Source organism: Pseudomonas sp. SAS7 (assembly GCF_052112345.1).
Taxonomy (GTDB): Bacteria; Pseudomonadota; Gammaproteobacteria; order Pseudomonadales; family Pseudomonadaceae; genus Aquipseudomonas; species Aquipseudomonas putida_Q.
This window is the reverse complement of record NZ_JBEGGO010000005.1, coordinates 331,366-347,470: the sequence shown is the minus strand read 5'-3', so window position 1 is coordinate 347,470 and position 16,105 is coordinate 331,366. Positions and strand designations below refer to the sequence as shown.

14 protein-coding genes and 1 pseudogene are annotated in these 16,105 nt (G+C 62.3%); 14 read left to right on the top strand and 1 reads right to left on the bottom strand.

Features of this window, described 5'->3' with window-relative positions; all coding sequences use genetic code 11:
* From ABI582_RS11260 to ABI582_RS11235, 6 genes are all read left to right on the top strand, one after another.
* A partial coding sequence (locus ABI582_RS11260; RefSeq protein ID WP_442119212.1) for an immunoglobulin-like domain-containing protein occupies positions 1 to 3,962 on the top strand: 3,962 nt, incomplete at its 5' end.
* A 170-nt stretch (positions 3,963 to 4,132) separates the two neighbouring features.
* Positions 4,133 to 4,474, top strand: coding sequence for a hypothetical protein (locus tag ABI582_RS11255; protein ID WP_012269973.1), 342 nt, complete (start codon positions 4,133 to 4,135; stop codon positions 4,472 to 4,474).
* A gap of 199 nt (positions 4,475 to 4,673) precedes the next feature.
* The gene (locus tag ABI582_RS11250; protein ID WP_338745735.1) at positions 4,674 to 5,573 is read left to right on the top strand and encodes a TauD/TfdA dioxygenase family protein; all 900 of its coding nucleotides are present in this window, start codon (positions 4,674 to 4,676) and stop codon (positions 5,571 to 5,573) included.
* A 17-nt stretch (positions 5,574 to 5,590) separates the two neighbouring features.
* The gene (locus tag ABI582_RS11245; protein ID WP_086975894.1) at positions 5,591 to 6,610 is read left to right on the top strand and encodes an ABC transporter substrate-binding protein; all 1,020 of its coding nucleotides are present in this window, start codon (positions 5,591 to 5,593) and stop codon (positions 6,608 to 6,610) included.
* Between the two features lie 6 nt (positions 6,611 to 6,616).
* The gene (locus ABI582_RS11240; protein WP_338745737.1) at positions 6,617 to 7,480 is read left to right on the top strand and encodes an ABC transporter ATP-binding protein; all 864 of its coding nucleotides are present in this window, start codon (positions 6,617 to 6,619) and stop codon (positions 7,478 to 7,480) included.
* Positions 7,481 to 7,494: 14 nt separating this feature from the next.
* Positions 7,495 to 8,358: an ABC transporter permease gene (locus ABI582_RS11235; RefSeq protein ID WP_442119211.1), complete on the top strand. Its 864-nt coding sequence runs from the start codon at positions 7,495 to 7,497 to the stop codon at positions 8,356 to 8,358.
* A gap of 115 nt (positions 8,359 to 8,473) precedes the next feature.
* Here the strand turns inward: ABI582_RS11235 and ABI582_RS11230 are convergent, their stop codons facing one another.
* Entirely contained in the window at positions 8,474 to 9,034 is a 561-nt protein-coding gene (locus ABI582_RS11230) for a WYL domain-containing protein (RefSeq protein ID WP_258654541.1), read from the bottom strand.
* Between the two features lie 207 nt (positions 9,035 to 9,241).
* Here ABI582_RS11230 and ABI582_RS11225 point away from each other — a divergent pair, with 207 nt between their 5' ends.
* The 8 genes and pseudogenes from ABI582_RS11225 to ABI582_RS11190 form a co-directional block, all read left to right on the top strand.
* Positions 9,242 to 10,036, top strand: coding sequence for a tetratricopeptide repeat protein (locus ABI582_RS11225; protein WP_442119210.1), 795 nt, complete (start codon positions 9,242 to 9,244; stop codon positions 10,034 to 10,036).
* 213 nt (positions 10,037 to 10,249) lie between these two features.
* A complete protein-coding gene (locus ABI582_RS11220) occupies positions 10,250 to 10,702 on the top strand; it encodes a MarR family winged helix-turn-helix transcriptional regulator (RefSeq protein WP_086975902.1) in 453 nt (150 codons plus the stop codon).
* Positions 10,699 to 12,786: an FUSC family protein gene (locus ABI582_RS11215; RefSeq protein ID WP_338745739.1), complete on the top strand. Its 2,088-nt coding sequence runs from the start codon at positions 10,699 to 10,701 to the stop codon at positions 12,784 to 12,786. The genes ABI582_RS11220 and ABI582_RS11215 overlap by 4 nt, the downstream gene beginning before the upstream one ends.
* Positions 12,783 to 12,995: a DUF1656 domain-containing protein gene (locus ABI582_RS11210; protein WP_016497473.1), complete on the top strand. Its 213-nt coding sequence runs from the start codon at positions 12,783 to 12,785 to the stop codon at positions 12,993 to 12,995. Before ABI582_RS11215 ends, ABI582_RS11210 begins: the two co-directional genes overlap by 4 nt.
* Positions 12,992 to 13,867, top strand: a complete 876-nt coding sequence (locus ABI582_RS11205; protein WP_442119209.1) for an efflux RND transporter periplasmic adaptor subunit — start codon at positions 12,992 to 12,994, stop codon at positions 13,865 to 13,867. Before ABI582_RS11210 ends, ABI582_RS11205 begins: the two co-directional genes overlap by 4 nt.
* On the top strand, positions 13,864 to 15,282 hold the full coding sequence (locus ABI582_RS11200; RefSeq protein ID WP_442119208.1) for an efflux transporter outer membrane subunit: 1,419 nt from the start codon (positions 13,864 to 13,866) through the stop codon (positions 15,280 to 15,282). Before ABI582_RS11205 ends, ABI582_RS11200 begins: the two co-directional genes overlap by 4 nt.
* A gap of 40 nt (positions 15,283 to 15,322) precedes the next feature.
* Positions 15,323 to 15,577, top strand: a complete 255-nt coding sequence (locus tag ABI582_RS11195; RefSeq protein ID WP_442119215.1) for a DUF3077 domain-containing protein — start codon at positions 15,323 to 15,325, stop codon at positions 15,575 to 15,577.
* Positions 15,578 to 15,675: 98 nt separating this feature from the next.
* Positions 15,676 to 15,915 (top strand): annotated as a pseudogene (locus tag ABI582_RS11190) (RHS repeat-associated core domain-containing protein); the annotation flags it as partial.
* Positions 15,916 to 16,105 lie beyond the last annotated feature (190 nt).

Sequence of the window (16,105 nt, the reverse complement as noted above, 5' to 3'; positions counted from 1 at the left end):
CCGCCGACCAGACTTCGGTAGCCGAGAACGTCAAACCGACCTTCACCGTGCACATCAACACTGCCCTGGCCAACGACCTGGTCGTGACCTTGAGCAACAACGCTCAAGTCACCATCAAGGCCGGCCAGACCAGCGCGCCATACGAGCACGCGGCACAAGGCGACGACGTCTACAAAGACGCCGGCGAAATCAGCCTGGGTATCAAGTCGGCAGCCGACATCGGCGGCCGTACCTTCGAGAACCTGCAGCTGGGCGACGCGGCGAAGGTCAATGTCACCGACACCAACGACGAAGTCATCGCGAAACTGACCGCGACCCCTTCGGTCACCGAAGGCGGCGTGATCACCTACACCGTGACGCTGACCAACAAAGATGGCCTGCCGATCAACAACCACAACGCTCTGACCTTCACGCTGAGCGACGGCAAAACCGTCATCACCGTACCGGCCAATGGCACCAGCGGTTCGATCAGTGTGACCGCTCCGGACAACGTCTACGTCGGCGCTAACGACCCAGTCGTGAAGTCGATTGCCACCGTGGCCGGCGCCGATGTTGGCAAGTTCGAACAGCTGACGCTGGACAAGTCGCCAGTCAGCACCACTGTCACCGACGAACCAGGCTCGGGTACTCCGGGTACCGGCAACCAGGGCGACGTCACCACGGTCGGCATCACCGGCACCACTTCGCTGACCGAGGGCGAAACCGGCCAGTACACGCTGACCCTGAGCAACGCCTCCAAGGCCGAAGTCACCATCACCCTCAGCTACAGCGGCACCGCCAAAAACGGTGAGGACTTCACCGGTGTCACCACCGTGAAGATCCCGGCCAACAGCACAGGCACCACGTTCAACATCGCTACCATCGACGACAAGCTGGTCGAAGGTACCGAGAACTTCGTGGTGAAGATCGAAACTGCCACCGGTGGCAACTTCGAGAACCTGCAAGTTGATAGCAGCAAATCGAGCGTGACTACCGCCATCCTCGACAACGACCACCTGCCAGTTTCGCCTGGTGGCGCGGTGTTTGGCGTGGAGGACACCGACTACGTGTTCGCCTGGAGTGATTTCAAAGTCACCGATGCCGATGGCAACACCGGTCTGTCCGTGACCATTACCTCGATCCCTGGCGCCGGCAGCCTGCAGTTCTTCAACGGTACTGCATGGGTGAATGTGACCGTTGGCCAGGTCGTGAGCCAGGCTGATATCACGGCCAAGAACCTGAAGCTCGTTCCGGCCCTCAACCAGTCAGGTTCGGATAACTACGGTGGCAATGGCGTAGGTGACCAGAAGGCCGACTACGCACAGTTCAAGTACAAGCCGAACGATGGCACCAACCTGGGCACAGAAGCGACCATGAAGGTCGACATCAGCCCGGTAGCCGACAAACCGACGCTGAGCTTCGGCAGCGCCGATATCGACTCCAAAGGCCTGACCAAGGAAGTCTGGACCAGCCTCAAAGGCCTGGGTACTGGTGGCAATGGCATTACCGGCGAGGACCTGAAGACGGTATTTGCCAACTCTGGCAATGCCAACTCCAGCAGCACCACGACCAACGTGCAGTCCGATGGCAGCGTCACCGGTGGCAGCGGCTCGAAAACGTCGGGCCTGATCTACCTGGAAGCCGGCAAGACCTACACCTTCAGCGGTACCGCCGACGACAGCTTCGTGGTCACCATTGGTGGCAAGACTGTGGTCACGGCCACTTGGGGTGCCGGTGGCCAGGTTTCGGGCACCTTCACCCCGAACACCAGCGGCTACTACCCGATCGAGGTCTACCATGCCAACCAGTCTGGGCCAGGCAGCTATGACCTGAACATCCAGGTAGGCTCTGGTGCGGTCACTGACCTGAGCAGCTCGAACATCAAGATGTACCAGAACGTGACCGAGATGGCCAACGCTGGCCTGGGCGTGTCCGACCTGCACACCGTGAATGGTCAGAGCTACTACGACGGCTACAAGCTAAACGAAGGGCCGGAAGGTGGCTCGGTGAAACTGGTTGGTATTAATACTGCCCTGACCGACACCGATGGCTCCGAAACCCTGAACGTTAGCCTCAGCGGCATTCCGAAAGGCACTGTACTCAGCGATGGTGCAGGCCACACGGTCACGGTAGGCAGCGCACCGGTGGATGTAACCGGCTGGAAACTCAGCGGCCTGACCCTGACGCCGCCGGCCTACTACAAAGGCTCGTTCGACATCACGGTCACCTCGACTGCCACCGAAAGCCTGGGCGGTTCGGCCATCACCACCGGCAACATCCCGGTGACCGTGTACGGCGCAACCTACAAGGCCAGCGTGGGTACTTCGGGCAACGACACCCTGACCGGCAGCGAAGGCAACGACATCATCGTCGCCGACGTGTCGGGCCTGAACGTGGTCCAGGGCAAGAACTACAACATTGCCTTCATGGTCGACAGCTCGGGCAGTATGAGTGACCAGTCTGTTGCCACGGCCAAGGCCCAGCTGGCGTCCGTGTTCCAGACGCTGAAAGCGAGCCTGGGCTCCGATTCCTCCGGGACCGTGAACATCTTCTTGGTCGACTTCGACACCCAGGTCAACAAGAACGTGACGGTGAACCTGAACGATACCGATGCCCTGAGCAAGTTGCAGACGGTACTGGACTCGATGGTGGGCGGTTCTCGCTACGGCGGTGGTACCAACTACGAAGACGCGTTCAAGACCACGTCCAACTTCTTCAAGAGCACCGTGGCGTTGAGCAATTCTGGTGCGGAGAACCTCACCTACTTCATCACTGATGGCAAGCCCACTTACTACCAGAACGGGGAAAGCACCAACCCTCGCCTCTGGACCAATGGCAAGTATCTGGATGACGTGGTCAACGTCAACAATTACAAGATTGGCGATACCTTCAGTGCCTGGGCCGACAGTACGCACAAGGTTGAGATCAGCAGTAACGGGCTCATCACCGTCTCTACCTACAAGAGTAATGGCAGGCTCGACTCGATCAAGGAGATCGGGACAATCCATGCCCAAGGTGATGGTACCTACGAGACCTCCGACTTGGCGGGTACTGGCTACGCTGACGCCTGGAACTATTACTACTCGGCGGCAGGTTCCACTGCGAGCTTTGCCGTACTTGGTGGCAAAGATACCGGTCTGAGCAAGGTGCAGGCGATTGGCCTGAACAGCGATGTCTCGCTCAGCGACCTGACAGCGTATGACACTGCTGGCAAGCCACAGGCCAACATCGACCCGTCCGACCTGGCCAAGGCGATTCTGGGCCACTCCGAGGCGATCTTGCCCGGCGCCGACACCATCGATGGCGGCAACGGCAATGACATCATCTTCGGTGACCTGATCACCCTCAATGGTGTTGTCAGCGAGGGCTATCAGGCCCTGCAGACCTACGTTGCGCAGAAGAGCGGTGTCGAAGCCAGCACCGTTACCACCAGCAATGTCCACCAGTACATCACCGAGCACTACACCGAGTTCGATATCTCCGGTGCCAACGACGGCAAGGACTTCTTGTCCGGCGGCAATGGCAACGACATCCTCTTCGGCCAAGGTGGTAACGACACGCTCGATGGTGGCCGGGGTAACGACATCCTGCTGGGCGGTACTGGCAATGACACCCTGATCGGTGGCCACGGCGACGATATCCTGATCGGTGGCAGCGGTGCCGACACCTTCGTGTGGAAGGCAGGCGATTACGGCAACGACGTGATCAAGGACTTCAAGGTAGGTGAGAAAGACAAGATCGACTTGAGCGATCTGCTGCAAGGTGAGAAGGGCAGCACGATCGACAACTACCTGAAACTCACCACGGTGGAAGGCACGACCACGTTGCAGGTCAGTAGCGAAGGCAAGCTCAACGCTGCTGGAGGCCTGGCAAATGCCGATGTGACCATCAAGCTTGAAGGGGTGAACTGGTCCAACACCACGGTCAACTCGTTGATCAGCGGTGCTGACCCGACCATCATCATCCACAACAAGGACAGCTGATGTGCTAAAGGGCCGCTTCGCGGCCCTTTCGCGACACAAGGCCGCTCCCACACGGGTCTTTCCTGCAATCTGCTGACAGCGCATACTCTGGCGCCGGGCCTGCGCGCCCGGCGATCTTTGCCTATGCTGCTGTCTACCAACAAGGAACCAACGTGACGAGGGACACCGCCATGTTCTACGTGCAACGCGACGCCGCTGGCCAGTTGCTGCGGGTAGAAGCAGCTGCTTTTGACCAGTTCACCGAGATGCTCCCCGCCGACCATGCCGATATCCAGGAATGGTTTGCCGATGACGTCGTGGAAAACAGCCTCAACCAGCTCAAGCAAAGTGACCTGGACATGATCCGCGTGCTCGAGGACCTCATCGACGTGCTGACCGCCAAGGGGGTGTTCAAGATCACCGACCTGCCCGCCGGCGCACAGGCCAAGCTGCTCAACCGTTCCACAGCGCGCAAGGCGCTCAGCAGCCTCAATAACCTGATCGACGAAGAAGAGCAGGGTGGGCTGATCTGACAGCAGGGCAGCCCCGGCGACAGTGATATGGTTATGCTTTAAAGGTATTTAAAATATCGCACTTATGACTTTATAGTCACACCCACTGCGTACCCGTCGACCAATCGATGCGCCGCACGACTTGAACCCACACGGGAAATCCCCGTGCGTTTCTGATCGTTGCGCGCCATTGAAGTCGCGCACTGCGTGGGAGTGATAAATGTCAGCCGCCTCGAACGCCTTGTCGACCATCGACAGCGCCCAGCCGCAAGTTTTTGAAATCCGCCCGTTCTCCGGTGCCGTAGGCGCCGAGATCATCGGCCTGGACCTGGCCAAACCGGTCAACGCCGAGGATTTCGCCCGTATCCATCGCGCCCACCTCGACCACCATGTGCTGGTGTTCCGCGACCAGCGCATCAGCCCGGAACAGCAGATAGCCTTCAGCCGCCGCTTTGGCGAGTTGCAGATCCATGTGCTCAAGCAGTTCCTGCTTGCAGGCCATCCCGAGATCCTGATCGTTTCCAACATCATCGAAAACGGTCAGAACATCGGCCTGGGTGATGCCGGCAAGTTCTGGCACTCCGACCTGTCATACAAAGCGCTGCCCAGCCTCGGTTCCATGCTGCATGCCCAGGAACTGCCAAGCGAAGGCGGCGATACGCTGTTCGCCGACATGCACAAAGCCTGGGACGCCGTACCCGACGCCTTGCGCAAAGTGGTCGAGGGCCGCAGTGCTGCCCACTCCTACACCGCCCGTTACGCCGAAACCAAATTTGAAGGCAACTGGCGCCCGAACCTGACCGCCGAGCAATTGGCGCAGGTACAGGAAGTTATCCACCCGGTGGTCCGCACCCACCCGGAAAACGGCCGCAAGGCGCTGTTTGTCAGTGAAGGCTTCACCACCCGCATCGTCGGCCTGCCAGACGACGAAAGCCGCGACGTGCTGCAACAACTGTACGCACTGAGCGTGCTGGAGCAGAACATCTACCGCCACCAATGGCAGCCCCATGACCTGGTGTTCTGGGACAACCGCTCGTTGATCCACCTGGCCGCCGGCTGCCCCGCACACCTGCGCCGCAAGCTGTACCGCACCACCATCCAGGGCGACGCCCCGTTCTGACGACTGAGGACATCATCATGCGCAAATCCATCAGCCGCCTGGCGGCAAGCATCGGCCTGGGCGCAAGCCTGGTCGTCGGCAGCCTGGCTGCCCCTGCAGTAGCCCAGGCCGAAGGCAAGATCCGCATTGCCGAACAGTTCGGCATCGTCTATCTGCTGCTGAACGTGGTGCGTGACCAGCACCTGATCGAAAAGCACGGCAAGGAGCAGGGCATCGACATCGAAGTCGACTGGGCCCAGCTGTCGGGCGGCTCGGCCATCAACGACGCACTGCTGTCCGGTTCGGTAGACATCGCCGGCGCGGGTGTCGGCCCGCTGCTTACGGTGTGGGACCGCACCAAGGGTCGGCAGAATGTGAAGGCCGTGGCCTCGCTGGGCAACTTCCCGTACTACCTGGTCAGCAGCAACCCCAACGTGAAGACCATCGCCGACATCTCCAACAAAGACCGCATCGCCGTGCCAGCGGTCGGTGTTTCGGTGCAGTCGCGCTTCCTGCAGTACGCCGCCGCCCAGCAGTGGGGCGACAAGGAATACAACCGCCTCGACAAATACACCCTCGCCGTACCTCACCCCGATGCCACTGCTGCGCTGCTGGCCGGCGGTACCGAGCTGAACGGGCACTTCTCCAACCCGCCGTTCCAGGACCAGGTACTGGCCAACAAGGACGTGCATGTGGTGCTCAACAGCTATGACCTGCTCGGCCCCAACTCGCCGACCTTGCTGTTTGCCACCGAGAAATTCCGCAAGGACAACCCTAAAACCTACAAGGCCTTCGTTGACGCCCTGGCCGAAGCCGCAGACTTCGCCCAGAAAGACAAGGCCGCTGCCGCCGACACTTACATCCGTGTGACCAAGGCCAAGATCGACCGCGACGCGTTGATCAAGCTGATCGACAACCCGCAGTACGAATTCACCGTCACGCCAAAGAACACCTACAAGCTGGCCGATTTTCTCTATCGGGTAGGCGCCATCAAGCACAAGCCGGAATCGTGGAAGGACTACTTCTTCCAGGACGAACGCCCGCTGCAGGGGAGCTGATCGATCATGACCGCCCCATTGCCAGGCCACGCGGCCAGCAACCTGAGCCGTGTCGCAACGCCGCCTTTGCTCAAGGTGGACAACCTCAGCCTTGAATACCGCACCGCGCAACGCGTGGTGCGGGCCACCCACCAGGTCAGCTTCGAAGTCGACCGTGCCGACCGCTTTGTGTTGCTGGGCCCCTCCGGTTGTGGCAAGTCCACCTTGCTTAAAGCCGTAGCCGGTTTCATCCAGCCGCAGGAAGGGCAGATTCTGCTGCAGGGCCAAGCGGTGTGTGGCCCCGGGCCCGATCGCATCGTGGTGTTTCAGGAGTTTGACCAGCTGCCACCGTGGAAAACGGTAAAGCAGAACGTCATGTTCCCGTTGCTGGTGTCGGGCCAGCTCAAGCGCGCCGAAGCCGAAGACCGGGCGCTGCATTACCTGGAAAAGGTCGGCCTGGCTGCCTTTGCCGATGCCTACCCGCACACTTTGTCGGGCGGCATGAAGGCGCGCGTGGCGATTGCCCGGGCCTTGGCCACGCAGCCTAAGATCCTGTTGATGGATGAGCCGTTCGCCGCCCTTGATGCGCTGACCCGGCGCAAGATGCAGGAAGAACTGCTGCTGCTGTGGGAGGAAGTACGGTTCACCCTGCTGTTCGTGACCCACTCCATCGAGGAAGCGCTGGTGGTCGGCAACCGCATCCTGCTGCTGTCGCCGCACCCGGGGCGGGTACGGGCCGAAGTGCACAGCCATCAGTACGACCTGGGCAGCTTGGGTGGCAGCGACTTCCAGGCCAGTGCCCGGCGTATCCACCGCCTGCTGTTTGACGAGGCGGACACCCCGCAACAGCCTGACGAGCTTGGTTTTAACGATATTCGCATCGCCTACTGACAGGAGCTTCAGCCATGACCACTACACCTGTACGCCAGGAATACGAGGTGCAGCTGGAGCCCCTGCTCAGTGTGCCTCTGGAACGAGAACTGCCGTTGGCCCAGCGCCTGTGGCAGCAAGGCTGGCTGCGCAAGGCGGTTATCCTGCTGGTGATCGCTGTGCTGTGGGAGGCCGTCGCCCGTTATCAGGACAACGACCTGCTGTTGCCAGGCTTTTTGCAAACCGCCGCCGCCCTGTGGGACGGCATGATCAGTGGCGAACTGCCGGCCAAGGTTGGCGTGTCGCTGGTGATTCTGCTCAAGGGTTATGTATTGGGCATCGTCCTGGCATTCGGCCTGACCAGCCTTGCGGTTTCGACCCAGCTGGGCCGCGACCTGCTGGGCACATTGACCTCGATGTTCAACCCGCTGCCGGCCATTGCCCTGCTGCCGCTGGCCTTGCTGTGGTTCGGGCTGGGCGACAACAGCCTGATCTTCGTGCTGGTGCATTCGGTGCTGTGGGCTTTGGCGCTGAATACCTACGCGGGCTTTCTTGGCGTCTCGGAAACACTGCGCATGGCGGGCCGCAACTATGGCCTGAAAGGGCTGCGGCTGGTGCTGCACATCCTGGTGCCGGCGGCTTTGCCGTCGATCCTGTCGGGGCTGAAGATCGGCTGGGCCTTTGCCTGGCGCACCCTGATTGCCGCCGAACTGGTGTTTGGTGCCAGCAGCGGTAAAGGCGGGCTGGGCTGGTACATCTTCCAGAACCGTAACGAGCTGTATACCGACAAGGTGTTTGCCGGGTTGGCGGTGGTGATCCTGATCGGTTTGCTGGTGGAAGGGTTGGTGTTCAACACCCTGGAGCGGCTGACCGTGCGGCGCTGGGGGATGCAGCGCTAGTGCGTAAGCCTGTACCGGCCCTTTCGCGGGTAAACCCGCTCCCACAGGTGTGCACTACTCAAGGTCCACCGGTCTTCTGTGGGAGCGGGTTTATCCGCGAAGAGGCCGGTACAGGCTACAGATTCTGGTACTGAGCTGCCGCATTGCTCAGGATCTTGCCAATCTCTTCCCGCAACACCGCAGGCTGCTCCACCACCAACCCATCCCCATGGCTCAACAGCCACCATCGCAACGGCCAGCCGTCACTCACCGTGGCCCGCAACCGATGCCCATGCTCCAGCGCCGTCAGCTGCATGTCGCTGCTCAACGGCGCATCGCGCAACTGCCGCGCCAGTGCATCGCTGATCCGCGCCACCAGCTCCACGCCCTCGCCCTGCGCCGGTTGCAACGCATCCCCGCGCAGGTGCGTGAGCAAGTCGAAGTTACCGCGCAACTCGCCCACCGCACTCGCCGACCAGTGCCAGCCGAACGGGATGCTCTTGTCGTTGCGCTCCAGCGGAAAGATCAGCGACAGCTCGTTGAGGTCACGCTCGACAGTGCGTTTGCTGACCGTGAAGCCGACATCGCGCAGGCCCCAGACAAGCTCGGCGCTGGTAATGCCTGGGGAGCGACTGGGCAGCAGGCGCAGCAGCGCCCACTGACGGCTGAGGGTGGCGCGAGTGGTGGCGAACGGCAAAATGTAACGTCCTTGTCTAGGCTTGCCGCAATAGGATGGCGGCACGCGTGTTGTATGGCAATTGGCCACAGCCTGCTCAGATCAAGGAACTCGCATTTGGTTGCCGTGTGCCGAATCGTTCGCGACAGGTTTTGACGTGACGTCACGCAGAATCACGCCTCATCACAGCCGAAGGTTGGGGTTGTGCGTCGTTCAATGAGGATGAACATGTCTGCTGCCAGCAATATCCATTCGCTGCTTGCCCGCCTTCTTCCCGAGCGGGTCATTGCGCCACCGGCCCCGGTCGGCAGGCGACAGCGGCTGTTTGCCGGTGTGGGGTTACCCAGCCAGCGCTCGATGCTGGTCAACCGCCTGGATGAGGCCAGCGACCTGCAGGCGGTATACGCCGACCTGCGCCGCCAGGCGTTGCTGGGCAGCGTGGCGGCACTCAACGACCTCGGCTGGATCTGGCTCAACGGCAAGTACTGGCGTGCCGATACCGTGCTGGCCGGCCACCTGCTGCGCATGGCGGCCCTGCAAGGCAATGCCGCAGCCTGGTTCAACCTGGGGCAGCAGCATTACTTTGGCAAAGGCATCGACCCTTCCTACGTGCAGGCAGCGGAGTGCTACCGGCAGGCCTTCGAGCGGGGCATGCTGCACGCGGCCGCGGCATTGGGTGACCTGTATGAGGAGGAGGTGTGCGATGGCGAGCTGGACTGGCAGGTCGACCTGGTGCAGGCCTATCAGTGGTTCATGCGCGGGGCCGAGCGAGGTGAAGCACGCTGTCGCTTTGAGGTGGGTTACCGGCTGATGCACGGGCTGTATGTGGAGGCCGACCTCAAGGCTGCGCTGTACTGGCTGGAGCTGGCGGCAGCGGCGGGGGTGGAGCAGGCGGCAGAGGAGCTGGCGGTGCACTTCAGCAGCCGTGATTCAGCGCGCTATCAGGAATGGCGGGACCGGGCGGTGCAGATGGGCAGCACATTGGCACTGACCATGAAGCTGGAAGACCAGATCCAGCCCTGATGTTCTGTTGCCTGTGCCGGCCTCTTCGCGGGAAACCACAAGCCTCAAAATTTCTGGGGTACCTGTAGGAGCGGGTTTACCCGCGAAGAGGCCGGCACAGGCTAAAAAATGAACAACATTTAACCCGGTTGTCCGTCGCCCACTGTTGACGACAGGGGGAGGGCAAGGCGTATATTGATAGTTAGCAAACTATGAATATCCTTGGTTCTCTTAATGTCCCTTGATCTCCTGCGCCTGCAAGTCAGCAGTGGCATGGTGGTCGCCGCCCGTCATTGGCGGCGCATCTGCCATACCGCCCTGACCGGTTACGGCATTTCCGAAGCCTGCGCTGCGCCGCTGCTGATGATCGTGCGCCTGGGCGACGGTGTGCACCAGGTGGCCGTGGCCCAGGCCGCTGGCCTGGAAAGCCCATCCCTGGTGCGCCTGCTCGACCAACTGTGCAAGGCTGGCCTGGTGTGCCGCAGCGAGGACCCACTGGACCGTCGCGCCAAGGCCCTGAGCCTGACCGCCGAAGGCCGTGCCCTGGCCGAGGCCATCGAAGCCGAGCTGGTGCGCCTGCGCCGCGATGTGCTCAACGGTATCGACCAGGCCGACCTGGAAGCCACCTTGCGCGTGCTGCGCGCCTTCGAAGCAGCCGGGCTGGGCAGTACGGGCGGGGTGGCATGAACGGCTTCTTCAGCTCGGTACCCCCCGCCCGCGACTGGTTCTACGGTGCGCGTACTTTCGCCGCCTCCATGATCGCCTTGTACATCGCGTTGCTCATGCAGCTGCCACGCCCCTACTGGGCCATGGCCACGGTGTACATCGTCTCCAGCCCGTTCGTCGGCCCAACCAGTTCCAAGGCGTTGTACCGCGCCGTGGGCACGTTGTTGGGTGCCGGTGGCGCGATTTTCCTGGTGCCGCCGCTGGTGCAGTCGCCGTTGCTGCTGAGCATCGCAATCGCCCTGTGGACCGGCACCTTGCTGTTCCTGTCGCTCAACCTGCGCACGGCCAATAACTATGTGCTGATGCTGGCCGGCTACACCTTGCCGATGATCGCCCTGGCGGTGGTCGACAACCCGCTAGCGGTATTCGACGTGGCGTCTTCCCGCGCTCAGGAAATTTGCCTGGGGATCGTCTGCGCGGCAGTGGTCGGCGCCATTTTCTGGCCACGCCGGTTGGCCCCTGTAGTGGTCGGTGCCACCGGTAACTGGTTCACTGAAGCGATCCGCTACAGCGACACCTACCTGGCCCGCGAAGCCAGCGCCGACAAGGTCGGCGGCATGCGTGGGTCGATGGTCGCTACCTTCAACTCGCTGGAGCTGATGATCGGCCAGCTAGGCCACGAAGGTGCCGGCCCACATACCCTGAAGAATGCCCGCGAACTGCGTGGGCGGATGATTCACCTGCTGCCGGTAATCGACGCGCTCGACGACGCCCTGGTGGCCCTCGAAGGCCGCGCCCCGGCCCAGTTCGCCCAACTTCAACCCGTGCTTGACGCCGCCCGCGAATGGCTCAAAGGCACGGCCGACAGTGCTTCGGTAGCGCGCTGGACTGCGCTGCACGAGCAGATCGACCGCTTGCAGCCCGGTGCCGCCGCCCTCGACCAGCGCGCCGAACTGCTGCTGTCCAACGCTCTGTACCGCCTGACCGAATGGGCCGACTTGTGGCAGGACTGCTGCACCCTGCAGCACGCCTTGCGTACCGACGATGCAAAGCCTTGGCGCGCGGTGTACCGCCACTGGCGCCTGGGCCGCCTGACGGCATTCTTCGACCGTGGGCTGATGCTGTACTCGGTGGCCTCTACCGTACTGGCGATTGTGGTGGCGTGCGGCCTGTGGATTGGGCTGGGCTGGAACGACGGCGCCAGCGCCGTGATCCTTGCCGCCGTGTCGTGCAGCTTCTTCGCCGCCATGGACGACCCCGCGCCGCAGATCTACCGGTTCTTCTTCTGGACGCTGATGTCGGTCATCTTCTCCAGCCTGTACCTGTTCCTGGTGCTGCCCAACCTGCACGATTTCCCGATGCTGGTGCTGGCGTTTGCCGTGCCGTTCATCTGTATCGGCACCCTGACCGTGCAGCCGCGCTTCTACCTAGGCACCTTGCTGACCATCGTCAACACCTCGACCTTCATCAGCATCCAGGGTGCCTACGACGCCGACTTCTTCACCTTCCTCAACGCCAACCTGGCCGGCCCCGTTGGCCTGTTGTTCGCGTTCATCTGGACCTTGGTGATGCGCCCGTTCGGCGTGGAACTGGCGGCCAAGCGCATGACCCGCTTCGCCTGGCGCGACATCGTCGAAATGACCGAGCCGGCGACCCTGGCCGAGCAACGCCAGGTGGGCGTGCAGATGCTCGACCGCCTGATGCAGCACCTGCCGCGCCTGTCGCAAACCGGCCAGGACAGCGGCGTGGCACTGCGTGACCTGCGCGTGGGGCTGAACCTGCTCGACCTGCTGGCCTATATGCCGCGGGCCGGCCAGCAGGCCCGCGAGCGCCTGCGCACGGTGGTCGAAGAAGTCGGCGCGCACTACGCCGCCTGCCTGCGTGCCGGTGAGCGCCTGCATGCCCCGGCCGCACTGCTGCGCAACATGGAACGTGCGCGCCTGGCGCTGAACCTGGATGAGCTGTACGAGCGTGGTGATGCCCGCACCCACCTGTTGCATGCCCTGAGTGGCCTGCGGCTGGCGCTGTTGCCGGGCGTGGAAGTGATGCTCGAACCCGCCGAACAACCGCAACTGCCCCCTGGCCTCGACGGAGCGCCCCTGTGATTGGTGAACTGGATATCAGCGGGGTGTTTCTGCCCACGCTGCTGGTGATGATGTTTGGCACCTACCTGGTGTTTCTGGGGGTGCACGCGGTGCTGGTGCGCCTGCATTTCTACCGCCTGGTCTGGCACCGGGCGTTGTTCAACGTTGCTTTGTATGCCGTGCTGCTTGGCGCGGTGGACCACTTTTGCCGAAACCTGATGCTGCCATGAAAAAACCTTTGCTGACCTTGGGCCGTGTGGTCCTGACCTTGCTGGTAGTGACCTTCGCCGCCGTGCTCGTGTGGCAGATGGTGGTGTACTACATGTTTGCCCCCTGGACCCGCGACGGCCACATTCGCGCCGACGTGATCCAGATCGCCCCCGATGTGTCGGGGTTGATCCAGAAGGTCGAGGTGCGCGACAACCAGACCGTCAAACGCGGTGACGTGCTATTCACCATCGACCAGGACCGCTTCAGCCTGGCCCTGCGCCAGGCCAAGGCGACCCTGGGCGAGCGCCAGGAAACCCTGGCCCAGACTTCGCGCGAAGCGCAGCGCAACCGCAAGCTGGGCAACCTGGTGGCCGCCGAGCAGCTGGAAGAAAGCCAGTCCCGCGAGGCCCGCGCCCGCTCTGCTGTCAGCGAGGCCCAGGTGGCGGTCGACACCGCCCAGCTCAACCTCGACCGTTCGGTGGTGCGCAGCCCGGTGGACGGCTACCTCAACGACCGCGCGCCGCGTAACCACGAATTTGTCACCGCCGGCCGCCCAGTACTGTCGGTGGTCGACAGTGCCTCGTATCACGTTGATGGCTACTTTGAAGAAACCAAGCTGGGTGGCATTCACATTGGCGATGCGGTGGACATCCGCGTGATGGGCGACAACACCCGCCTGCGCGGCCATGTGCAGAGCTTTGCCGCGGGCATCGAAGACCGCGACCGCAGCAGTGGCGCCAACCTGCTGCCCAACGTCAACCCGGCGTTCAGCTGGGTGCGTCTGGCCCAGCGAATTCCGGTGCGCATCGCCTTCGATGAAGTGCCGCAGGACTTCCGCATGATTGCCGGGCGCACCGCCACGGTGTCGATCATCGAGGGCCAGCGCCCATGAAACAGCTGATCCTGGCCGGCCTGTGCCTGTCGCTGGGGGCCTGCATGATGGTCGGGCCCGACTATGAGGTGCCCAAGGACGCGGCGGTGCAACGCAGCGACCTGAGCGGCCCGCTGCGCCAGGATGCCGATAGCGTGGTCTCGGCGCCGGTGCCCGAGGACTGGTGGCAGCTGTATCAGGACCAGCGGCTGAACACGCTGGTGCGTCAGGCCCTGAGTGCCAACACCGAGTTGCGCGTGGCGGCGGCCAACATCGCCAAGGCCCGCGCCCAGGTGGAGGTGGCCGAATCGCAAGGGGGCTTCAACGGTGGCGTCAAGCTCGGCGCCCAGCGGTTGCAGGAGTCGGGTGAAGCCTTCCTGCAGCCCGAGAAGGTACCGGTGGCCAACATCGGCGAGGCTATCATCAGTGCCTCGTACCAATTCGACCTGTGGGGCACCTTCAAGCGCGGCACCGAGGCCGCCAAGGCCAATGCCGACGCGGTGCAGGCCGCTGCCGATACCGCCCGTATCACCCTGGTGGCGGATGTGGTCAAGGCTTACACCCAGGTGTGTTCGGCCAACGAGGAACTCCACATCGCCCGCGAGTCGCTGGACCTGCAGGAGCAGAGCGTCACGCTCAACCAGCGCCTGCGCGATGCTGGCCGCGGTGATGAAACCCAGGTAACCCGCTCGCAGACCCAGTTCAAATCCTTGCGCGCCGAACTGCCACGCTTCAAGGCAGAGCGCGAGACGGGTATGTACACCCTGGCTGCGCTGCTGGCCAAGCCGGTCGACCAGTTGCCTGCCGGCACCGCCGATTGTGCCGAGCTGCCGCACCTGAACCAGCTGGTCCCGGTGGGTGATGGCGCCGCGTTGCTCAAACGTCGCCCCGATGTGCGCCAGGCCGAGCGCCAGCTGGCTGCTGCCACTGCATACATCGGCGTGGCCACCGGCGCGCTGTACCCGGACATCAGCATTGGCGCCCAGGTCGGCACCATCGGCATTCTGGAGAATCTCGGCGAGCCTTCGACCAACCGCTGGGGCTTCGGCCCGCAGATCAGCTGGACCATCCCCACCAACGGCACCCGTGCGCGTATTCGCATGGCCGAAGCCTCTACCCAGGCGGCGTTGGCGAACTTCGATGGCGTGGTGCTGAACGCCATTCGCGAAACCCAGACCCGCCTGGCGCAGTACAGCGCCCTGCTGGACCGGCGTGATGCCTTGGCCGAGGCAGAAAAATCGGCAAAGGAAGCCGCAGACCAGACCCACCGGTACTACCAGGCAGGGCGTGAGTCGTTCCTGGCGGATTTGCAGGCCACACGCACCTACACCGACATGCGTGCGCAGTTGGCAGCGGCCAATAGTCAGGTAGCCATGGGGCAGATTGGGGTGTTCCTGGCGCTGGGTGGAGGCTGGAAGGACACCGCCAAGCCTTGAGGCCCAATCGCCGGCAAGCCAGCTCCCCTGGCGCCCACCGCTGAGCCACAGGCCTCGAAAACTGTGGAGCACTGCAGCCAATGTGCCGTTCAGCCATGCTTTTTCACAGTTGTCGGTATTACTTGGCTGTATCCGCCACCTGACCACCGAAGCGGAAATGGAAAATGACCGGATTGCCGGTAGTGCTGCGCGGATACTCAGTGAGATGGCCAAGGCGCTGATCGATGATATGGAGCGAGGAATGAGCAAGGTTCTCCAAAAGCCTTCAAGCGCCGGGGCCGCTTTGCGGCCCTGACATTTTTGCCAGTTTTGAAATATGTGCCGCTCCTGCATCATCTGTCCTACACAAGGTGCGAGGCAGGAACTGCAATGATCACAAGAACACGCAGTGCCCATAGCTACTCACCCTATGGGCATTCTTCTGCTGAAAGTCTTGGATTCAACGGCGAGCGCCGGGATGTGATCACGGGCTTCTATCCACTGGGGACGGGCTATCATCGGCTGTTCAGTCCATCTTTAATGCGCTTTGTCAGTCCGGATAGCTGGAGCCCGTTTGGGCTTGGTGGGCTGAATTGCTATTGTTACTCTCAGGGTGATCCCATCAACTTCGTTGACCCGTCGGGGCATATGGGCAAAAAAGTACGAGGTGTCAAACACTCGCAACGAGCTCCCAAGCATGGCCCCCAACCCAAACCATCCGCCACAGATCACGCTACGCCTGCACGCACTTTATCTCCCGAGGCTCTCGAACTGGTCCAGCACTACCGTCTCGAAGAACAGCCTTTACCCAAGAACTCCGGATACACGCTGATTTCCGACAAGG